The organism is Paenibacillus paridis (assembly GCF_006345825.1).
GTDB classification, from domain to species: domain Bacteria; phylum Bacillota; class Bacilli; order Paenibacillales; family Paenibacillaceae; genus Pristimantibacillus; species Pristimantibacillus paridis.
In genome coordinates this window covers 51240-74229 of record NZ_VCIX01000051.1, presented here as the reverse complement: position 1 = coordinate 74229, position 22990 = coordinate 51240, and the positions used below count along the sequence as shown (strand labels likewise).

Here is a 22990-nt window from a genome sequence, read left to right as displayed (position 1 = left end):
GGAATGGTCTAGGTAACTCTTCTAGATGAGTATTTACTTCATGGCTTACTTTTTATGAAGTCATCATTTTACACAATTATATGGACTCAGCCATTATGCAGATCAGTTGAGCTGTTTTGTAATATTATCAGGCGCTTTTGTTTGTAAATTAGTCATATCTGATGGGCATGTGCCTCCTTTTACTCGAATAAGTTATACATAGACAAATCTACTCGTTGTTAAAGGTGCGGAACGTCATCTGACCATTAACCTATCGCTCCAACCACGTTGTTGGTATACGGAGTGAATTTTGCTAATGCAAAACGGGGTTAGTGTTTACGAAGTGGATTTGCTTAGGCAAAACGTAGGTCGATGCTTACGTGCTTACAAAGTGGAGTTTGCTAACGCAGAACCTTGAGGAGGTTTGAACACACATGGCAGTGGAGTTGAAAACGAAGGAACATATTCGGGGAATTCGCAAGGCTGGCCGTATTGTCGCTGCCTGTCACAAAGCGCTCTCTAAGCGAATAGCGCCAGGCGTTACTACTCAGGAAATTGATCGTTTTGTTGAACGATTCATGCTTGATCGCGGGGCCACCCCTGCCCAAAAGGGATATAAGGGTTATCCGTTTGCTACGTGTGCCTCCGTTAATGAGGTTGTCTGCCACGGCTTTCCGGATTCCGAGCCACTCGAAACGGGCGATATTGTTACGATTGACATGGTAGCAGACGTAGATGGCTGGAAAGCCGATTCTGCTTGGACCTACGCGATTGGAAAAACGACTTCAGCTACAGAAAAGCTGCTGCTGGTAGCAGAGCAAGCGCTGCTTGACGGCATTAAACATGCGGTCATCGGCAATCGGATGGGGGATATAGGCTATGCGGTGCAAGCGAGAGCGGAGAGAGCTGGTTTTGAAGTTGTTACAGCGTTTGTAGGCCATGGTATTGGCAGAAACATGCATGAATTTCCTGATGTTTTGCATCAAGGCATCCCGGGTCAAGGGATACCGCTTGAGGAAGGCATGGTCATTACAATAGAGCCGATTATTACGGCAGGCAGGGCTGACGTTTATTTTACGCAGGACGGATGGGCTGCAAGAACAAGGGATGGAGCTTGGTCGGCGCAATTCGAGCATACCGTAGCCATTACGAAGGATGGCCCGATTATTTTAACTCGTTGGGACTAAAAGGACAATGGGTCTGCATTTGGTGGACATCATAATATATGGTTAATATTAAAGCCCCTCTACAGCAAACATACTTTGAAGAAGCGAATGCGTGAAGAGGAGCAAGCGTGCACATACTTAGAAACTTGGAGTAAAGGACATGTAACTAAATTTTCAATCTGTAGGCGAGCGGTATCTGACTGCCATAGAGAAGACATAGAACAAGCTCTAGACTGCTTACCCGCAGCATAGAGCTTGTTTTTTATGAGTTAAAGCTGCTCCCAAAATTTTTGTTACCTTAGAGTCTCCAACCATTGGAGTGAATTAACGGGATTTCATCCCGTTAATTCGTACTTACAACGAACAGCATGAGAATTAGATGGAATTTCTCCCACTAATTCCTGTCTTTCTCTAAAAAATCACCTATTTACTTAGAAATAACGGGAGTAATTCCTGATAATTGAGTGAAAAACCAGATTTGCTTCATATTAACGGGAATAATTCCATGTAATTCGTTTCAGAGAAGGGAATGAGCGATATTGATCAAGAAGTTAGCGGAATGATGGGAACGGATTAATTAGTGGAGTGACGGGAGAGCGCGAGTGGTTTGAAGTAATAGGAGGGGACGTGGCACCAAAGTACAGAAATATTGAAGAACGGAAGTACTGGAGCGTTGAAGCACCAATGATCTGGAGTAGCAAAGAACTGAAGTACCAATAACTAAAGTATTAAAGTAACAAGAACTAAACTATTAAAGTAACAAAAACAAAGTAACAAAAACAAAGTAACAAAAACAAAGTAACAAAAACAAAGTAACAAAAACAAAGTAACAAAAACAAAGTAACAAAAAAAAAGTAACAAAAAAAAAGTAACAAAAACAAAGTAACAAGAACAAAGTAACAAGAACAAAGTAACAAGAACTAAATTACCGAAGTAACAACAACAGAAGAACCAAACAAAATTACAGAAGCACCAAAGATCTAAAGCACTCACGCGTCCAAATGAGCTCAAGCGCCAAATGAGCAAAAAATGCCTCATCCTACAGGTCAGCAGGATGGGGCATTTTTTTGAGCTTTATTGAGCTAGCCGAGCTTCATTTTCCGGTAATCGGACGGGGTGACACCGAAGCTTTTTTTGAACATGCGGTGGAAATAAGAGCTGCTGGTATAGCCGCTCTTCACGGCAATGTCGACAATGGAGCAATCCGTGTTTTGCAAATATTCCTTCGCTTTCTCCAGCCTTACATGATTAATGACATCAACGATCGCCGACAAGGTTTGCTGCTTGTAGACCCGGCTTAAATAAATCGAAGACATGTCGAGCTCGTCGGCGATCCAGTTCAGGCTGAGATTCGGATTGGCATATTCCTTGTGAATCAGCTCATTGATTTTGCGGATCAAGTCCCCTTGCTTCGTAGAGCGCTTCGTTGACAGCTTCGTTTGAATATCATCGAACAAGGCGAAGAAAACGGCATTGAGCTCATGAATGGTTTCAAAATGGTCAGGCGTAGGAATTTGAATGCTGAGGCTGGCCTCGACATCCAGATTGTTGTTTTTGTGAATCGTGAACAAAATGTTGTTCACAGTCATCGTGAGATGCGAAATGGCGAGCTGCACGACATGGATCGGGTACGATGCCGTTTCTTGGACGATCTCGGCGAAGAGCTTCTTCGCCTCCTCCGTCTTGGACGTCATTAACGCATCCGTCAGCTTCCGCTCCTTGTCTACCGGAAAAATATATTCCTTGGATTTCAAGGAAATAATATCCTGGGCGTCAATCAAAGAGCCGATCCCGTAGAACAGCCTGTGCTGCGAAGCTTCCTTCACCAGCTTGTAGAGGCTGGTTAGCTGCCCTGCCTGTCTGGACTCTGGGCTGTACGTAACGGAAAGGCCAATCTTTAAATACTCCAATGATGATTGTTGAATTTGAGCGAGTACCTCCCGCAGAAGCTCATCGTCAGACTCATCGGAATGATCCAGCCGATTGAGCAGCATAATAACGTAATCAGCATCCATATCGACGGTTTCCACGCGGTAATGCTGGAGACCAATCTCCCATCCGATGTTCATCACGGCAAATTTGTAGACATGCAAGTCATCGCCTCGCGTCTCTTTCAAGGCAGCGAGCTGATCGATTTTTAGCATGATAACGCGATAATTGGTATTGAAATCAAAGGTAATGCCGTTCTGTACGAGCTTCTGCATCTGGCTGCTCGTTTGCAGCGATTGCGAGCCCTGTATAAGGCTGCGCAGCAAGTTTTGCCTGATCGTATAAGAGCTGTTTCTTTTTTCGGTCTCCAGCACGTTCATTTTGCTCATGATTTGATGGATAGGCCGGTACAGCATGCGGGATAGGAGCCAAGAGATCAGCAAGCCTATGGCCAAAATAACTACGGCAATCAGAATTGTTTTATTGCGTATCGAATAAATCGCTTTGGTTACTTGTTTGTAAGGCGTAATCCGTACATATTGCCAATCCAGCGTATCTGGAGAGGTATAGGAGATCAATGATTTTTTGCCTTCAAAATCAGCAACAAGATAACCGGACTCTTGATTTCTAATTTTGGAACTGAGCAAGCCGCTGTCTTTTGCCGTTAAATCTTTAGGCCAAAGGGAGTCTCCGGACAGTAACCGGTCTTGATTGTCCAAAATATAAGATTTACCTTCGGTATCGCTTTTATTAACGCCAATATCCTTATTAATCCAAGCGGATGAAATATTGATAATAACGGCAGAGTTGATTTTTTGTGCTTTACCGATGGCATCATAGCCCAAATAAGTATAAGCCTTTGTTAACTGCTCGCCCGCCAAGCTGACAGTTGAGTATGTTCTCGGAATAGGAGTAAATGGACGATATTGTTGGAAGTTATCCAATATGGTTAGAATCCCTTGATCCGCCAGTTCTTCTTTGCTGAACATGCCTGCTTCGCCTTGCCGGCTTGCGGTATAGAACTGGGCATTGGCCGAATTGTACACATAGATCGATTCAATAAAGGGCATCGAATTTAAATAATTGTTCAATTCATTCATCGCAGCCGTTACATCATAGATGTTAGGGTCGGTGTAGAACATAAGCTTGGATACGGAAAAGGTTCTATAAATTTGAAAGGATAGGGCTTGTGCGCTTTCGGTCATGCTGATGACCTCTTTGCTCGTTTGTGTCAAGTTGCTTAGATCGGATTGGTAGGCTTTCTTTAAGTCAATTTGCATGTAAGTGAAAAAGTAGAATGAAGAGGAAACACTCAAGGTAAGTACGATACACAAGGTAATAGTGAACAGCAGCTTACTGTATATATTTCCTTTGTTTTTTAATTTCACTGCTGACATGTTGGCTCCCCCTCTATGTATATGAAGCGAATGAGAATTGCATCAGTTCACAATTCAAATCGTAAGCGCTTCCGACTTTGGTGTGATTACTGTCCTTGCTCGGAGGTAATTAGTTGGAATTGTTCACTGCCCCTGTACCGAATACATTCATCATTATAAACTTCACTCCTTGTTGGGTGCAATGAACCAAATAAATGGAGATGAATGAACCTGATATTATAGAGTGAACAATCCATACCATAGTGAATTTATTGGCGAAATGCCTGAGGTTAGATGACAAAACGCCTGAAAATCCGTTAGAATGTCACGGAATTCCATGATAATAGCGGAAGGGACGGAAGCAGCTATGATAAATACAAAGCTTAAGCAGATTTGGTATGGGGGAGACTATAATCCGGATCAATGGCCGGAGGAAATATGGCATGAGGATATGCGCTTATTTAAGGAAGCGGGAATAAATGTGGTCACGCTACCTGTATTCAGTTGGGCAAAATTGCAGCCCTCTGAGGATACATACCAACTTGAATGGTTGGATAAATTGCTGGATTTGATTGCAAAAAACGGAATCTATGCTTGCCTTGCCACCTCAACTGCGGCGCAGCCGGCATGGATGTCCCGCAAGTATGAGGACGTCCTTCCCGTAGACGTAGACGGCAGGAAGCGTACGCATGGCGCGCGCACGAACTTTTGCCCAAATAGTAAAAGCTACCGGCGTCTATCGAGCCAGCTGGCCCGGGTGCTTGCCGAGCGATATAAGGATCACCCAGCACTGCTGATTTGGCATATTAACAACGAGTATGGCACGCATTGTTACTGCAGCAATTGCGCTGCGGAATTCCGTGAATGGCTGAAAGCGAAATATGAGACGATTGACAGGCTGAACGCCGAATGGAACATGAGCTTCTGGGGCCACACTGTTTACGAATGGGAAGAAATTGTGCCGCCATCCAATCTGAATGGCGATAACCGCAACTTTCAGCCGATGGCACTCGATTACAAACGATTTATGTCCGATTCCATTCTGGGCTGCTACCAAGGGGAATACGCAGAGCTGAAGGAAGTTACGCCTGATATTCCAATTACAACGAACATTTGGGGCTTATTTAACGGCCTTGACCTCAAAAAATGGGGAGACGCGATGGATGTGGTCTCGTGGGACAGCTATCCGCAAATGAATGAACCGATGGGCAATGTGGCGATGCGCCATGATTACATGCGCGGCCTAAAGGATGGCAAGCCGTTCATGCTAATGGAGCAGACGCCTAGCCAGCAGAACTGGCAGCCTTATAATAGCTTGAAACGCCCGGGCGTGATGCGCCTTTGGAGCTATCAAGCGGTAGCGCACGGTGCAGACACGGTCATGTTCTTCCAGCTGCGCCGCTCGTTCGGGGCATGCGAGAAATATCATGGAGCCGTTATTGAGCATGTAGGACATGAGGATACGCGGGTATTTCGGGAGTGTGCTGCGCTTGGCCGTGAGCTGGATCTGCTTGGCGACCGCTTGCTGGATTCGGAAGTACACGCCGAGGTAGCGCTGTTGTTCGACATTGATACGTGGAATGCGGTTGAGATTACAAGCGGACCAAGCGTGGACTTGAACTATTTAGACCAGGCACAAAAGTATTACAAAGCCTTTTATGATCAAAATATTGCCGTAGATGTCCTCAGTCCGCTGAGCGATTTCTCCAAATATAAAATACTGGTCGCTCCTGTGATGTATATGCTGAAGCCGGGCGTGGCTGAGCGCATTGAAGCTTTTGTACGAAGTGGCGGCACGTTCATTACGACCTTCTTCAGCGGGATCGTCAACGAGAACGATATCGTAACGCTAGGCGGTTATCCGGGCAAGCTTCGCAGCCTGTTAGGCCTTTGGGTGGAAGAAATCGACAGCTTGTTGCCAGAGATGCGTAATAGCATTGAGATTAGTGAAGCCTTCGGCCGAGTAGATGGCAAATATGAGTGCGGTTTGCTATGCGATTTGCTTCATTTGGAAGGGGCCAAGGCCATAGGCAGCTACGGCACTGATTTTTATGCGGGCATGCCTGCGCTGACGGTGAATACTTTTGGCGAAGGGGAAGCGTATTACGTGGCAACGGCGCCTGAGCAGAAGCTGCTGAACGATTTCATTTCAACCCTATGCGAAAAGCACCACATCGCGGCTCCTTTCCAAGCAGCAGCGGGAATTGAGCTGGCTCAGCGCAAGAAAGAGGAGCAAGTATATACCTTCGTATTGAATCACAACAGCCATTCAGCCGCGATTACGCTTGAAGATGCTGCTTATATCGACCTGTTAACGAACAAGAAAGTAAGTGGACAGGTAGAATTAGAGGCGCATGGCGTTATGATTTTGCAAAAAGCATAGAATTTTGTCTAAAGAACCATGGATCCGCTAGTCTCGAGTACCTATTCGAGCTGACGGCTTTGTGGTTTTTTTAATATAAGACAGTATTTCATCTCATTATCCCTTCTCTATACTTCTCGGAATGGAGCGCGTTGCGTCGCCAGAGGACAGTAACAGGCGTTTCATCTGGGGCGAAATACCTGTGAAATCGCTGGTTTATGCATAAAAGTTTAAATCGTTCACTCGTTCACTCGCTATTTCGTTCACTGAATTTGCTTTCTTTCTCTATCCTGCTTATGCCTGGCCGTTGTACGGTGTTAACAGAGCAGACGACACACTGGCGCAAACAACTGACACCGCTGCCCTAAGAGCGGCAAAGCGTTTCGCAGTGAAGTATAAGCAGCGCATAAGAGCACAGCGTATGCGAGCTTATATTAGAAAAATAGAAAAGAACGCTGTGAGAGGAGACATCATCTGTATGTTGAAAAAAAATGGATTGCTTAAGGAACTGGTGACGAACCGCCTACTTTTCCTTATGTTACTGCCGGCACTAATCTTCTTCCTAATTAACTCGTATGTACCCATGGTAGGTGTATATTACGCCTTCACCCGTTTCGACTTCAACACAAGCTTGTTCAACAGTCAATTCGTTGGACTAGACAACTTTAAGTTTCTATGGCAATCGGGGGTTCTTGCGAGGCTGACCTTAAATACGATTGGTTATAACATTGTGTTTATTCTACTCGGAAACGTACTGGCCATTGCGCTGGCGATTCTTCTAAGCGAGCTGCGCTTGCAGTGGTTCAAGAAGCTGACGCAATCGATCATGTTCCTTCCATACTTTGTATCCTTCGTTATTCTGAGCGTTATCGTGTATAACATCTTCAACTATGAGAGCGGATTCCTGAACTCAACACTGAAATCATTCGGAATGGAAAGTGTTGACGTATACAATACGCCATGGGTATGGATCTTCTTGATCATTATCTTCTACCTATGGAAAAACATCGGTTACAGCATGGTTATCTACCTAGCTTCTATTACAGGCATCAGCGAAGAATATTATGAAGCTGCCAAAATCGACGGAGCGAACATTTTCCAACGGATCTGGTATATCACGGTTCCAATGCTTAAGACGACTTTCGTTATGCTCCTGCTGTTCGCACTTGGCAGCATTATGAAAGGACAGTTCGACCTATTCTACCAACTTATTGGCAACAATGGCGTTCTGTACAATACAACAGATATTCTCGACACGTATGTGTACCGTTCATTGAAAGTAACATTCGATATCGGAATGTCCACTGCAGCGGGTCTTTATCAATCGCTATTCGGTTTCGTGCTTATCATGACCGTCAACTACATCATCAAGAAAATTAACGACGAATACGCTTTATTCTAAAAGAGCTGAAGTATAGGCGACAAGCCAAGCTTACTGTAGGAGGTTCCCCATGAAAATTAAAGACGACAGCTATATGAAGTGGTTTAGGCTCATTGCATTTGTAGTCATACTAGGAGCGACGGTTCTATGCTTGTTTCCGTTCCTGCTTATCATATCTGCTTCCTTCACGCAAAATGATGCAATCATCAAGGATGGTTACCATCTGATTCCGACCGTATTCTCTTTTGAGGGTTACGCGACGGTGTTCCGTTTTCCTAAGCAGGTATTGACAGCCTACGGCGTTACGACGATGACAACGATTATCGGCACGACGCTCGGCTTGTTCTTCATGACAATGGCTGGCTACGTTCTGCAGCGCAAAGATTTCAAATACCGGAATTTTTTCGCCTTCATGATCTATTTCACAACGCTGTTCGGTGGCGGACTTGTACCATGGTACATCCTGATTACGAAGTACCTGAAGCTAACCGATAAGCTTGAAGTATTGATTTTACCAGGCCTTATGACGCCTTTCCTCATTATATTGATGAAAAACTTTATTCGCTCCGCCGTTCCAGATGAAGTCATTGAATCCGCGAAAATCGACGGAGCCAACGACTTTACGATCTACAGCAGAATCGTGCTGCAGCTCTCTATGCCGGGTATCGCAACGGTAGGTCTGTTCCTAGCGCTGCACTATTGGAATGATTGGTTCACTTCCTCGTTGTTCATCAACGACACGACGAAGTACCAGCTGCAATACTACTTGTACAACGTTATTAACGCGATGAGCTTCGTTGCGCAAATGGGCTCAGGAACAGGCGTCTCGCTTGGAGATATGCCGACCGAATCGACGAAGATGGCAATGTCCGTTATCGTCACAGGGCCAATCCTATTCCTGTATCCGTTCGTACAGCGTTATTTTGTAAAAGGATTGACGATTGGCGCGGTAAAAGGTTAGAACTGAACAAGGAAGCAATCATTCCATGTTTAGCTAACATAGATAAGTTCTTATTAAAAGGGAGGATTCACATGACTAAGAAAGCAGCAAAAGCGGTATCCATGCTACTATCGATCATCGTGTTTATCACGGTATTGGCAGCTTGCGGATCGAACAACAACAACGGCGGCAGCAACTCCGGCGCGACTAATGCTCCAAAAGAGACAGAGGGCACAACGACTGAAGAAACGGGCGAAAAACCGGGCATTGATACGTCGAAAAAAGTGGAATTGCAATTTTATATGCTAGGTGATGCTCCGAAAGACATCGCTTCTATTCAAGAGCAAGTAAACAAAATGGCATTGGAAGATTTGAATGCTACAGTTAAATTCAACTACACTTCTTGGACAGATTGGGATCAAAAATACAAACTGCTTCTAGGTTCAGGCCAACAAGTGGACTTGATCTTTACAGCAGAGTGGACACAATACCAATCTTATGCGAAAAAAGGTGCATTCCAGCCGCTTGATGAAATTCTTCCTGTAGCTGCACCAACACTTAACTCTTATGTACCAGCAGATATGTGGGAAGCTGTTAAAATCGACGGCAAAATCTTCACAGTTCCAGCTACGTACAAAGAGTATGTAACGAACGGTTTTGTATGGCGTGAGGATCTTCGTGAGAAGTACAATTTGCCTAAACCAGTTGACGTTGCAACATTCGAGCAATATTTGGAAGGAATTAAGAAAAACGAACCGACAATGACACCATTGTCCATGAACTCTGATGTGAAAACGAATCTAATGGATGTGTACAAGAGCATTGCACATACTCCAATCGGCGCTCTTCCTTACGGTATTGAGGTAGACTACAAAACGCCAAGCGATGTAACCAGCTACTGGGGTTCAGATGCGCAAAAAGAAGATTTGGTAACGATGAAGCGTTGGCAGGATAACGGCTACATGGTGAAAAACGTTCTAGCTGTTAAAGATACATTGCAAGATCAAGTAACAAGCGGCAGAGCAGCAGCTCTTCTTGGCGACAACCCTACTCGTTTCAACGATATGGTGATCAAGATTCAAGCGACTCACCCGGACTGGAAGCTTGGCTACCACCCGTTCCCATTAACAAACGGAATTGCAACACCGGTTCACCCAATCCACAACGGTTTCGCTATTCCGGCTAGCAGCAAAAACGCTGAGCGCGCGCTTGCGTTCTACGAAAAAATGGTAACTGACAAACGTTATAACCTTCTTACACAGTACGGCGTTGAAGGCAAAAACTACGAAATCAAAGATGGTTATTACTCCATGATCGGCGATTCCAACTCCAATGGCTTCGCTCGTGAAGGCATGAACGGTTGGGCTTGGAGAAATCCAGAGTATATGTTGTTCGACAAAAACTATGATGGCGTAAAAGCGATCTTCGATGAGCTTGATAAAATCCAAACGCCGGATAAGTTCACAGGTTTTGCTGAAGACTATACGGCTTACCAAGCGGAAAGAGCAGCACTTGAGCAAGTGGAGAAGCAATATCTATTCCCGCTTAATGCTGGTCTTGTGAAAAATGTGGAAGATGGCCTAGCTACTTTCATGGAAAAAGCAAATCAAGCTGGCCTTGAGAAAATTCAAGCGGAATACACCAAACAATGGTTGGCTTATGTAGCAGATCAAGGAATTAAATAATTATTTAAAGAGGCTGTCTCCTCGATAGAAATTCTATTGGTGAGGCAGCCTTGATTATGAACAGTTAAGATAGCGCTTACAAATTATCCAGTAATTTCAATTTATTGCATGACCAAGGAGATAGCTCCTTCGTAAGCGCTCCAATTCAACCGAATGGAGGAACATAGCACAATGAAATCAGTACCTGCATTTTCAAAGTTTTTGCTCGCCCTAATCATTGTTTTCTCTAGTGTGCTGCCTGCTGTCGCAGCAGCGGATGATACGCCGACCGTACCCGCAGCGACACCTTCTGCTGTTATTTTCGAGGACGATTTCCAGGATGGCAATACGGTAGGGTGGACACTTAACAATACATCGATCATGACCGTGGCGAATGACCCGGCGAATGCCAGCAACAAGATGCTGAATATTAGCGCGGGCGATGAGGCGATTGCTACCATCGATAACAGCCAGGGCAGCAACTATGTTTTTGAAGCAAAGGTAAAGAAGGTTGCAAGCGGGTCCTTTCCCGGCATCCTTGCACGCTACACCGACGTAAATAACTACTACATGTTTCAACTAGGCGATGGCAAGTTCTCGCTTTCCAAAAAAGTTGGCGGGACGGTCACTACGCTTAATGACTATATCACGACGATTACAACAGGCCAGTGGTATACGATGCGCCTTGTCGTTGAGGGCAGCGTGATTAAAGCCTATGTGGATAATAAACTAATCACTCAAGTGACGGATACAGCGTTGGCTACTGGGAAAGCAGGCTTTCGTTCCCGCTGGGATAAGTCAGGCCTGGACGATGTCCAGCTTCGCAGTATCGCAAGTCCGGTTCCTGCAGCACCAGCTAACGTTCAGGCAGCAGACGTAACGTCAACGGCTGCGACATTGACTTGGGACAGCACAGAGAGCGGGGCGAATTATCGCGTGTATCGCTCCACGCTCGCGGATTCAAATTTTGCTCAAGTATACAGCGGTACGGCAACGACATACGCGGATACGGGTCTAGCCTCCGGCGTGTCGTACTATTACCGCGTGACGTCTGAAGTAAACAAGTATGAAGCGGTAGCCGCAACCGTTAAAGTGACGACAATCCTTGTGCTTCCAGCATCACCGGATTTGCTGCCGGGTATTGTAGCCGCTTATTCCTTCGATGAAACCTCGGGTACGACGGCTTCTCCTCTGGCGGTGAGCAGCAATCAGACCAAGGCGACACTAGTGAACGGAGCTTTGTGGACGGCGGGCAGAACGGGCGGCGCAGTTGATCTTGACGGCGTGAACGACCATGTTCTTCTTCCAAACGGCATTTTAAACGGATTATCGGATATGACGATTACGACTTGGGTGAAGCAGGACACGCTCAAGAAATGGGGACGGATCTTTGATATCGGCCTCGGCACGAACAATTATATTTTCTTAACGGCAAGTACAGATGGCGATGCCAGCCGGTTTGTATTCAAAAACGGCGGCAGCGAGCAGTACGCTACGGTAAGTCCGGCGCAGCAGACGGCTAATGAATGGGTGCATTATGCGGTAACCCTGTCTGGCAGCTCGGCTATTATGTACGTCAACGGCGTAGAGGTTGCACGTAATGATAATGTAACGATTAAGCCGAAGGATCTTGGCAATACGACCTTAAACTATATCGGCCGTTCGATGTTCAGCGCGGATCCGTATATGGATACGAAGATCGATGATTTCTACGTATTTAACCGCAGTCTGGGTCCTGCGGAAATCGCTTTGTTTACAGCTCCTGAGGATGCGGCGAAGGTAGCGGCAGACAAAGAGGCTTTGACGCTTGGCGATACGAGCAAGGTGATGGCGGATCTTAAGCTTCCTGCTCAAGGGGCAAGCGGTACGAAAATCACTTGGGAAGCGGATCAAGCCGCTGTCATTAGCCCAAGCGGCGCAGTCACTCGCCCTGTATTAGGCGAGGCTGATGCTGAAGTTGTGCTTACAGCAACGATTAAACGAGGCAATGCGGTTACGACTAAAACATTCCCAGTTACGGTACTGGCTCAATTGTCGGATACCGATGCGGTTGCGGTGGACAAAGCAGCGCTTGTACTGGCTGACACGAGTGCCGTTACGGCTAAGCTTACGCTGCCGAAAGCAGGCGCGAACCAAACCGTCATCACTTGGAAATCCGACTATCCGGTCAATTTAAGACCAGATGGTATGGTTAGCCGCCCAGCCATGGGCAAAGGCGATCTAGCTGTCACGCTGACGGCAACGATTAAACGGGGAACGGCGACAGAAACGAAAACGTTCGCAGTTACCATACTGGAGCAGGATCCGTATAGCGGCTACTTGCTTGCTTTTAAGAAAGCGGTATCCGGTGATACGCTGTATTATGCGGTTAGCCGCAACGGCAGAACATGGACCGAGCTGACTAGCAATGCAGGAATTTCGGATATCGCAGCGCAAAATACGTTCAAGCTGCTCTCCGAAGACAAATGGTTCAAATATGAATATGCCAATGGTGCTTGGTCGCTTTATTCCAGTGCGAACGGAACGAGCGGTTGGACCAAGGATACGGGCAGCTTCACTCTTCCAACTGGAGCGATTTCCGGTAATTTCAAGCCGATTACCGAGGCGGAATGGATTCAGTCTGTGAATCGACTGTCCACGCCAAGGACACTTGATGTGTTGAAGGTTTCCACAAAGGCAGGCTTCGCGCCAAGGTTGCCGGAGCAAGTGAAAATTGACTACACGAACAATCTGTATGCTACGGCAGAAGTGGATTGGGATGTCATTGATGCTTCTAAATATGCGGCTGTAGGCTCGTTTACAGCGGCGGGTACGGTAAAAGGCGCAAGCACTCGCGTGCAAGCGGCAGTGACGGTCATTGGCGACAGCGCCTACAGCGACACCATTCGCAATGGCGAGTTCTGGTATGACGACGAAGGCGGCATGATTCAAGCGCATGGCGGCCATATCATTAAAGTAGAAGACACGTACTACTGGTTCGGGGAAGATAAAGGACATAATTCAGCGGTGCTGAAGGGTGTATCCATCTATGCTTCCAAGGATCTGAAGAAGTGGGAATACCGCAATACGGTACTGACCCCGCTGGATCATCCGGAGCTGGCTTCCGCGAAGATTGAGCGTCCGAAAATTCTTTACAATGAAAAAACAGGAAAATACGTCCTGTGGGGACACTGGGAAGAGTCCGGCAACTACAATCAAGCGAATGTAGTAGTAGCCGTGTCGGATACGGTCGATGGCGATTATACCTATGTGAATCGTTTTCAACCAGGCGGCATGCAGTCCAGAGACTTTACCGTTTTCCAGGATGATGATGGGCAAGCTTACTTATTCTCTTCTTCCAATAATAATGCGGATATGAATGTTTTCCGCCTTACGGATGATTATCTGTATGTAGATGAGTTTTTGTACACGGCATTCCCAGGCGGCAAGCGTGAATCGCCAGCGATTGTGAAGAAGGACGGCATCTACTACATGTTTACTTCCGGCTTGTCCGGTTGGTACCCGAATCAGGGGATGTATGCAACAACGACGAATCTGGCAGACAAAAACGGCTGGTCAGCGCTTAAGAAATTTGGAGATCCGGCGACGTATTACACGCAATCTTCCTTTATCGTAAGCGTCTATGGATCGGAGACCATCTCTTATGTTTATGTTGGCGATCGCTGGACACCGACTGCGCTTATGGAATCCCAGTACATCTGGCTTCCGCTTCAGCTCGATAATGGTCTGGCAGAGCTGACGTATTCGGGCAATTGGGATTTAAATGCGGCTACGGGCCATTTCGAAACACCGAAGGATTTGCTTGTATCGCAAGGCAAGCCGGCAGTGGCGAGCTCTTCGGCATCGGGCTATGGCGCGTCGGCTGCGAATGACGGCAATTATGAATCTTATTTTGACGCGGGAGTGACGACCTTCGGCAATACTTGGGAGGTTGATCTTGGCAAGGAGTATGATCTAAGCCGGATTGATCTGAGCTGGAGAGAGTGGAATGGCTCGGAGGTTTATTATCAATACAAAATCGAAGGCAAGAAGACGAGCAGCGATGTAAACTACACGATGCTGATCGACCAAACGGGCAATACGACTCCTTCCTTTAACAGCCACAAGCTGACGGGCAACTATCGTTATGTGAAATTGACGATTACCGGCCAAAAGGGTCATACGAACAATGCAGGCAATACCGTAACCTGGTATCGCGGACTGCATGAAGTGAAGATTTATAGCTCGAATACAGAGCTGGATACGCCGAAAGGCCTAACAGCTACAGCAGTGAAAACGGCAGAGGACATGACAAGCATTAATGTCAACTGGAGCAGCGTAGAGAATGCTAGCTACTACACGCTGTACCGTTCGGACAGCCTGAACGGCGATTACACACAAATTTATTACGGAAGAGCGGCTTCCTATGAGGATATTGGGCTTGCTTCCGGCAAGACGTATTACTACAAAGTAAAAGCGGTCCATGCGGGCGGTGAGTCCGGACTTTCGGCGGCAGTAAGCGCCAAAACCTATACGGTACCGGCAGCATCCATTACCTTCGATAACCGCAACAACCTTTGGTACGATACGGACGGCAATATTATGCCGATCGGAAGCTACCTGAAGGTAGGGGACATCTGGTATTACTACACGACTGTAGGGGACGGCTTCCGATTCACGGATATGATCGTCTACAAGTCGAATGACTTCAAGAACTGGACGCTTCAAGAAGAGGTTCTCTTGAATGACGAGTCGCATGAAGAGCTGGCATCAAGCAAGCTTGAGGCGCTTAGCGTTATTTACAACAAGGAAACTGGCAAGTACGTGGCGTGGTTCCACTATGAGAATGCGGTAGATTACAACTTGGCAAGAGTTGCGGCAGCAGTATCGGATTCGCCAGTTGGGCCTTTCGAGTTCCAAGGCAGCTTCCGCCCGCTTGGCAATGATTCGCGCGACCTTACTACTTTTGTTGATGAAGACGGGTCTGCTTACTTGATCTCTTCAACAAATACAAACTCGGATTTGAAAATGTATAAGCTAAGCAGCGACTATTTGACGGTCGATGAAACGGCGAGTGCCATTACCATTTATACAGGCAAGCATCGCGAAGCACCCGCGATGGTGAAGCATGACGGCGTATACTTCCTGTTCTCCTCCGGAGCAGCAGGCTGGAAGCCGACGCAAGGCACGTATTCTACGGCAACTTCGATTGCTGGGCCTTGGAGCGAGCCGCAAAAAATTGGAAATGCTTCCACGTTCGGAGGCCAATCGGGTGGCGTACTTACGATTCAAGGAACGGATACCACTTCGTACATCATGATGTCGAATCAATGGAAGCCTGCCGATCTGAAAACATCGAAGCGTGTATGGATGCCAATCAGCTTCAATGGTTTGACGGCAACCTATGATTATTCCGACTTCATTACTGTTGATCCAACTACGGGTATCGTATCGGGGATCACGGATGGCCAGCTATTGTCTGCCGGCAAACCGGCAACGGCTAGCGACTGGAGCGGCGTGAACCGTCCGCAAAGCGCGAATGACGGCGATTACACAACAAGCTGGGTTGGCGAAAATAACTCTTGGCCGAAATGGTGGCAAGTCGATCTAGGCCAGGCTTATAGCCTGAGCAGCATCCAAATTTCTTGGTTCCTGTACAATGGCTCTGAAGCTTACCACAAGTACAAGGTAGAAACGAGCCTGGATGGCGTGAACTTTACGCTTGCGCAGGATCAGCTTGGCAATACCAGATACGGCTTTACTTCGGATAGCCTTACTGGCACAGCGAGATATGTGAGAGTGCAGCTCGTAGATGCCGTGCTTGTTAACAACCCAAGCAACTGGTATACGCCTCAGCTTAGCGAAGTGAAGGTGTACGGACATGAGATTAGCGCACCTGTTCAGCTTACAGTAACGGAAGCGACAGACAGTGCGGTAACCCTTTCATGGAAGGCGATTCCACAAGCGTTTGGCTACAATGTTTACCGCTCTGATGCGGTGGACGGCAGCTATGTGAAAGTGAATAGCTCGGATGTTTTGACCAATGGTTATACCGATACAAACTTGGCTGCTTATACGACTTATTTCTATAAGGTAACAGCGAAGTACGATAACAAAGAATCGGCTATGTCTGCGGCGGTTGAAGCCAAAACGATGGAGCTTCCTACAGGCGTTCCGGGTGACCTGCAAGCAGATGAAGTAACTGTAAGCTCCGTGAAGCTGTCTTGGCAGCCATCGGAAAACACCGTTACCTATAACGTGTACCGCTCGAATGAAGCGGATGGCGTATACGTAAAAGTGAATATGGAAGGTATCGTAGGCACTTCCTACACAGACGCAGGACTAAATGCAGACACCACGTATTTCTACAAAGTGTCAGCTGTGAACAGCTCGGGCGAATCGGATCTCTCTTCCGCACTGGAAGTGAAGACGAAAGCCGTAGATCCGGTTGATCCAATCGATCCGGAGCTTCCGATCAGCGTACCGTCGGAGCTGCAAGCAGCAGAAGCATCGGTATCTTCCGTTAAGCTTACGTGGCAGTCGATTGCACATGCGCTAAGCTATAACGTTTATCGTGCGGATGCCGTGGACGGCACATACGTGAAGGTGAACACAGCGAGCATATTGAGCGCGTCATTTACTGACACAGAACTGAATGCTAATACGGATTACTATTACAAAGTGTCGGCTGTTTACGAGTCTGCCGAATCCGAGCTGTCCGCAGCCGTATTGGTGAAGACAAAAGCTGTAGATCCAGTTGATCCAACTGATCCGGAGCTTCCAATCAGCGTACCATCAGATCTGCAAGCAGCAGAAGCATCGGTATCCTCGGTTAAGCTTACGTGGCAGTCAATTGCACATGCGTTAAGCTACAACGTTTATCGTGCGGATGCCGTGGATGGCACGTATAGCAAAGTAAACACCGCTAGCATTTTGAATGCGTCGTTTACAGACACAGGACTGAGCGCTAATACAGATTACTATTACAAAGTATCCGCTGTTTATGAAACCGCTGAATCTGAGCTGTCCACTGCCGTATTGGCGAAGACAAAAGCTGTAGATCCGGTTGATCCAACGGACCCGACTACACCAGTCAATCCTGGCAATAACGGCGGCACCAGCACGAACAATGATTCCGTGCAAGCAGCCGGCGGCAGTATTGCGGTGAAGACATCCGTAGATGCAAATGGCAGACTAAATGCCAACATCACAGAAGCAGATTTGAAGAAGGCACTTGAAGCGAGCACAGCGACTACGCTTAATATTAAAGTGGAAGCAAGCAATAACGGTGCTTTTGGCGGTACTAAGGTAACGATTCCTGTTCAAACATTGCTGAATGCCAATCAAACCGTGAAACAAATTGCAGTGAGCTCGGCTGATGTGATTGTTTACTTCGGCACTGACGCAGCGGCTGGCATTTTGACTGCAGGCGCTCAGCAGGTTGAGGTTGTGATCACAAAAGTAAATCATGCTGACCTTCCTGAAGACGTAAGAGCTCAAGTGAATGGACACCCAGTCTATGACTTTACGTTAAGTGTAGACGGCAAAGCGGTGAGCGAGTTTAACGCAAGCGAGCCGGTTACTGTAGAAATGAAGTACACGCTCCAAGCAGGCGAGAAAGCTCATCAAATCGTCATCTATTACCTTGGCGCCGATGGCAAGCTTGAGGTTGTACGCAATGCGAAATACAACGAAGCGACAGGCATGATCAGCTTTAAACCGCAGCATTTCAGCCGTTATGCGGCAGCGCATGCGGGTGTAGCCTTTGCTGATCTATCGAAAGCGCCATGGGCACAAACGATGATCGAGGCTTTGGCTGCGAGAGAAATCGTTCGCGGAACGGGCAATGGCGTGTTTGAACCAACCAGAGCCGTAACGAGAGCAGAATTTGTACAGCAGCTGTTAGGCGCGCTTGGCCTCATTGACGACCAAGCAAGCAGCAGCTTCAATGATGTGACAGAAGGCGCTTGGTACTATGCAGCTGTTGCTTCTGCTGAGAAGCTTGGCATTGTAAAAGGCAAAGCCGACGGCTCCTTTAAAGGAAGCGAGTCCATCACAAGAGAAGATATGGTAGTGATGCTGTCTCGCGCAGCTGCTCTTGCAGGCGTTGCAGGCAATGGCACAAGCACAGAACAAACCTTTAAGGATGAAGCTGCGATCTCAGCTTATGCGGTTGACGCCGTAAAAGCGATGCAGGAGGCAGGCTTCATCAATGGATTTACCGATGGCAGCTACCAGCCGAAGCAGCAAACGACGCGCGCGCAAGCCGCAGCCGTGATCTACAAATTGTTGAAGCTTTAATAGCTCACCAGAAAACAGATTATTCCTCGTTAGAGGGTGATCTGTTTTTTTGTTTTTGTCGTGGTAGTAGATGAGCAGCATCATGTTGAACATAAGCAGCTAGCGGGTGGAGTCGTATCCGTGTCCAAACGGCGTTATAATAGAAGAAAAACGATTATGAATGGTGCATGTTCAAAAATAGAACGAGGAGGCTGTGCGAATGAGCGGTTTAATCGATAGGCTGCGCAAGGGTTATGGGAAGAAGCTCGTTTCGCTTCATGCGTGGAATGGCTGGATAGTTGTGATTTTGGCGATAACCGGACTCATTCTGGTCGGGGGATTCTGGCGCGGCATTCTCGGCGAGGGCCGGGTATGGATCAAATGGGCGCATATCGTGGTCGGCATTGCGTCGATTTTGCCTGTTATCTATTATTTGCTGCTTGCGGGCAAGCATTGGAAGCAGCTGAAGCAAAAGCCGTGGCAGCGGTTTAATGTGCTGGTGGTGCTGGGGCTGCTTCTCGGCTGGTTCGGTTCGGGCGTGCTGCTGTGGCAGTTCAAAGCTGTCGGCCCAAGCGTCTCCAATACGGCGTTAGTCGTGCATGACCTTCTCACGTGGATTGGACTTCCGTATATCATCTACCATTCCATCACCCGGGTGAAGTGGCTGAAGGAGCCGAATCGCCGTACAATCAAAAATGAGCAAAAAGAAGCCGATGTCCTGCATCCCGCAGGGTCGCCTCAGGCCGTCTATACGCGGAAGGCATTTATTCGCGGCGCAATCGGCATCGGCCTGGCCTTTACGGTCGGCCCCTCTTTTCTAAAATGGCTCGGCACCTCGCTTGGCAGTGTGGGCGGAAGCCAAACGATCGATAAGCTCATCGAAAATGATGCGAATATGCTGATTCCTGCACCGGAGCCGTTGCCGGCCTCGGCTCCGCCGCTTGGAGGCGGCGCGATTGGGCAGTTCCGAGTGTACACGGTGACGCCGATTCCTTCTTTTACGAATGCGGATTGGTCGTTTACCATAGACGGGCTCGTCAATCAGTCGTTTCAATGGAACTGGGAAAAGTTTGTGGCGCTGAAGCGATCGGTACAGGTCAGTGATTTTCACTGCGTGACAGGCTGGTCCGTGTACAAAAATACGTGGGAAGGCATTCCGCTCAAGGAGCTGCTCCAAATGGCTGGCGTGAAGTCGGGCGCGGAAACGGTGAAGTTTTATTCCGGAGATGGCGTGTACACCGATACGCTGACGCTGGAGCAAGCCGACATGGACGACGTCATCGTAGCGGTCATGCATGATGGCAAGCCTATTCCAAGCGATTTGGGCGGCCCCGTTCGTCTCATTGTGCCGAAAATGTATGCCTATAAATCGGTAAAATGGCTAAACCGTATCGAGCTGATCAAAGGCGAGCATGTGGGCTACTGGGAGGCTCGCGGATATTCAAACGATGCGTGGGTGTGAAGAGCTTTATTTAATAAATTGATATGGGGAAGGTGCTGCTAATGAGTCAAACGAGCATTGTGCATCAGACGTTTACGTTGGAGCTGAACCCGGGCATTTATGTTAGAGGCGATGTACGTGTGAAGGAGGAGGGAGGGCGCAGGCCTGTCCTCCTTCTTGCGCATGGATTTAAAGGGTTCAAGGACTGGGGGTTCTTCCCGTATGCGGCCGAACGGCTAGCTAGGCAGGATTTTGCGGTGGTTACGTTTAACTTCTCGCATAACGGCGTGAGGGAGCAGGATTTCGATGAGCTGGATAAGTTCGGACGCAATACCTACTCGCAGGAGCAAGAGGACTTAACTGCAGTGCTTCAAGCGGTGCTTGAAGGAAGCCTGCCGCTGGCGGATCGCCTTGATAACAGTCAGATCTTTCTGGTGGGTCACAGCCGCGGAGGCGGGAACAGCGTGCTGTTCGCAGCAGAGCATCCCGAAATTCGCGGTGTTGCTTCATGGAACGGGATCTCGAATGTGAATTTGTTCGGCGCAGCGTTTCGCGAGCAGGTGCTGCAGGATGGTATCGGTTATGTCACGAACGCGAGAACAAAGCAGGAAATGCCGATTGAGGCGGTCGTTTTTGAGGATATCGACATGAATCGGCAGCGTTTCAATATTGTGTTTAAAGCCTCGGAGCTGCAGACGCCGATCCTGTTCATTCAGGGAGGGCAAGATTCGGAACGGCTGCTTGCAGGCTTTCATTTGCTGCAGGCGGCGGCGCCTCACCATCGCTTCGCGTTATTGGAGGAAGCGACGCATACGTTCGGGACAAAGCATCCTTTTTCAGGGACGACGGATGATTTGGAGCGTGCGATTGCGCTCACGAGTGCTTTTTTTGCGCCGCTGCTGAAACGAAACTATTAATGGATAGACAATGGAGTAGCTTTGAGGGGAATCCTAGGCATATTTATTGGGCTCGTTGACTATTTCATTTCAAATAAAGACTTCACTGAACTATTGGACCTATTAATAGTCATTGTCTTGGGGGTAATATGGATTTTATATTTTAGGAATTCGAAGAGAGTGAGAAATACATTTTGAAGGCAACGGCAAAAGCTCTACTAGGGAATTCATAGTATAAAATAAAACTGTAATTTATGGTAATATAGTTGTGAGAGATTACCATTTCACTTTATATTATGGAGGCGCTTACTTTATGGACCAACAGTTGCAGCAAGAGGGGTACTTCGGGGAGTTTGGAGGCAGCTTCGTACCGCCGGAATTGCAGGAAGTGCTAAATTATTTGAGCGAGCAATTTTACAAATTCAAAGACGATCCGGAATTCCAGGAAGAGCTGAGCTACTACCTGCGTGAATATGTTGGCCGCAAGAGCCCGCTGACGTTTGCGGAGCGGCTGACTAATGCATGGGGAGGACCCAAGATTTACTTGAAGCGGGAAGACCTGAACCATACAGGGGCGCACAAGATCAACAACGCCATTGGTCAGATTCTGCTCGCCAAGCGGATGGGAGCTAAACGAATTATCGCCGAGACGGGTGCCGGTCAGCACGGAGTAGCGACTGCGACGGCTTGTGCCATGTTTAATATGGAATGCGTCATCTATATGGGAGCCGAAGATATGCGTCGTCAGGCACTCAACGTGTTCCGGATTGAGCTGCTCGGTGCTACTGTCGTACCGGTGGATAAGGGGCAGGGTCGACTGAAGGATGCGGTGGACGAAGCGCTCGGCGATCTGGTTCGCAATTATAAAAATACGTTTTATTTGCTCGGTTCGGCGGTTGGTCCACACCCGTTTCCAACGATGGTTAAGCATTTTCAAGCTGTCATCAGCGAAGAATCGAAGCAGCAGATTTTGGAGAAGGAAGGTCGTTTGCCTGACGCCGTGATTGCCTGTGCGGGCGGCGGTAGCAACGCGATTGGCGCATTCGCTCATTACATCGACGAGCCAAGCGTTCGTCTAATCGGTGTTGAACCCGATCAAGCCCCGACCTTAACGGAAGGCGTTCCAGGCATTATTCACGGCTTCAAATGTTTGGTACTGCTCGACGAGGAAGGTGAGCCACGGAAGACGTATTCGATCGCCGCGGGCCTCGATTATCCGGGCATCGGCCCGGAGCATAGCCACTTGAAGGTGACGGGACGCGCTGAATATGCGACGGTTACCAATGAGGAAGTGCTGGCAGCGTTCCAAGAGCTTTCCCGTACGGAAGGGATTATCCCAGCCCTAGAGAGCGCGCATGCGGTGGCTTATGCCAAGAAGCTAGCACCGACAATGAATCAGGATCAAATTCTGATTATTAACCTTTCCGGCCGTGGAGACAAAGATGTTGAGCAAGTATTTCAGATGATTAAATAATCATAGGTGGAATTTATGCGGAATAGATGCGTGCCGACGAGAACGATCACGAAAGCAACCAATTAATCTTGAATTGAAAAAATGCCGGCCGGGAGCCTCCTTATTGGAGAGACTCCCGGTTTT

General features: G+C 47.7%; 11 protein-coding genes. 10 read left to right on the top strand and 1 reads right to left on the bottom strand.

Features of this window, described 5'->3' with window-relative positions:
* Window positions 1-413: 413 nt before the first annotated feature.
* On the top strand, window positions 414-1166 hold the full coding sequence (gene map, locus FJQ58_RS01210; RefSeq protein ID WP_139990628.1) for a type I methionyl aminopeptidase: 753 nt from the start codon (window positions 414-416) through the stop codon (window positions 1164-1166).
* A gap of 1061 nt (window positions 1167-2227) precedes the next feature.
* Here the strand turns inward: map and FJQ58_RS01205 are convergent.
* Window positions 2228-4471, bottom strand: coding sequence for an AraC family transcriptional regulator (locus FJQ58_RS01205; RefSeq protein WP_139990627.1), 2244 nt, complete (start codon window positions 4469-4471; stop codon window positions 2228-2230).
* 346 nt (window positions 4472-4817) lie between these two features.
* On the opposite strand from FJQ58_RS01205, the gene FJQ58_RS01200 reads away from it, so the two are divergent.
* From FJQ58_RS01200 to trpB, 9 genes are all read left to right on the top strand, one after another.
* Window positions 4818-6833 (top strand): beta-galactosidase, encoded by a 2016-nt coding sequence (locus FJQ58_RS01200; protein ID WP_139990626.1) that lies wholly within the window; start codon window positions 4818-4820, stop codon window positions 6831-6833.
* A gap of 457 nt (window positions 6834-7290) precedes the next feature.
* On the top strand, window positions 7291-8214 hold the full coding sequence (locus FJQ58_RS01195) for an ABC transporter permease (RefSeq protein ID WP_202915186.1): 924 nt from the start codon (window positions 7291-7293) through the stop codon (window positions 8212-8214).
* Window positions 8215-8263: 49 nt separating this feature from the next.
* Window positions 8264-9154, top strand: coding sequence for a carbohydrate ABC transporter permease (locus FJQ58_RS01190; protein ID WP_138754447.1), 891 nt, complete (start codon window positions 8264-8266; stop codon window positions 9152-9154).
* 65 nt (window positions 9155-9219) lie between these two features.
* A complete protein-coding gene (locus tag FJQ58_RS01185) occupies window positions 9220-10818 on the top strand; it encodes an extracellular solute-binding protein (protein ID WP_202915187.1) in 1599 nt (532 codons plus the stop codon).
* A gap of 171 nt (window positions 10819-10989) precedes the next feature.
* Window positions 10990-19077 carry an immunoglobulin-like domain-containing protein gene (locus FJQ58_RS01180; protein WP_162341240.1) on the top strand — a complete coding sequence of 2696 codons (8088 nt, stop codon included), beginning with the start codon at window positions 10990-10992 and terminating at the stop codon, window positions 19075-19077.
* 199 nt (window positions 19078-19276) lie between these two features.
* The gene (locus FJQ58_RS01175) at window positions 19277-20518 is read left to right on the top strand and encodes a molybdopterin-dependent oxidoreductase (RefSeq protein WP_139990622.1); all 1242 of its coding nucleotides are present in this window, start codon (window positions 19277-19279) and stop codon (window positions 20516-20518) included.
* A 41-nt stretch (window positions 20519-20559) separates the two neighbouring features.
* Window positions 20560-21414 (top strand): alpha/beta hydrolase family protein, encoded by an 855-nt coding sequence (locus tag FJQ58_RS01170; RefSeq protein ID WP_238403679.1) that lies wholly within the window; start codon window positions 20560-20562, stop codon window positions 21412-21414.
* A gap of 21 nt (window positions 21415-21435) precedes the next feature.
* Complete coding sequence (locus FJQ58_RS33370; RefSeq protein WP_162341238.1) at window positions 21436-21591, top strand: DUF2569 family protein; 156 nt, start codon at window positions 21436-21438, stop codon at window positions 21589-21591.
* Between the two features lie 115 nt (window positions 21592-21706).
* A complete protein-coding gene (gene trpB / locus FJQ58_RS01160) occupies window positions 21707-22867 on the top strand; it encodes a tryptophan synthase subunit beta (protein WP_139990621.1) in 1161 nt (386 codons plus the stop codon).
* The last annotated feature ends 123 nt before the right edge of the window (window positions 22868-22990 follow it).

Excerpts from the sequence above, each read along its gene's own strand:
- FJQ58_RS01200 (WP_139990626.1), top strand. The coding sequence starts at position 4,818 with ATGATAAATACAAAGCTTAAGCAGATTTGGTATGGGGGAGACTATAAT.
- FJQ58_RS01205 (WP_139990627.1), bottom strand. The coding sequence starts at position 4,471 with ATGTCAGCAGTGAAATTAAAAAACAAAGGAAATATATACAGTAAGCTG.
- map (WP_139990628.1), top strand. The coding sequence starts at position 414 with ATGGCAGTGGAGTTGAAAACGAAGGAACATATTCGGGGAATTCGCAAG.
- FJQ58_RS01170 (WP_238403679.1), top strand. The coding sequence starts at position 20,560 with ATGAGTCAAACGAGCATTGTGCATCAGACGTTTACGTTGGAGCTGAAC.
- FJQ58_RS01175 (WP_139990622.1), top strand. The coding sequence starts at position 19,277 with ATGAGCGGTTTAATCGATAGGCTGCGCAAGGGTTATGGGAAGAAGCTC.
- trpB (WP_139990621.1), top strand. The coding sequence starts at position 21,707 with ATGGACCAACAGTTGCAGCAAGAGGGGTACTTCGGGGAGTTTGGAGGC.
- FJQ58_RS01195 (WP_202915186.1), top strand. The coding sequence starts at position 7,291 with ATGTTGAAAAAAAATGGATTGCTTAAGGAACTGGTGACGAACCGCCTA.
- FJQ58_RS01190 (WP_138754447.1), top strand. The coding sequence starts at position 8,264 with ATGAAAATTAAAGACGACAGCTATATGAAGTGGTTTAGGCTCATTGCA.
- FJQ58_RS01180 (WP_162341240.1), top strand. The coding sequence starts at position 10,990 with ATGAAATCAGTACCTGCATTTTCAAAGTTTTTGCTCGCCCTAATCATT.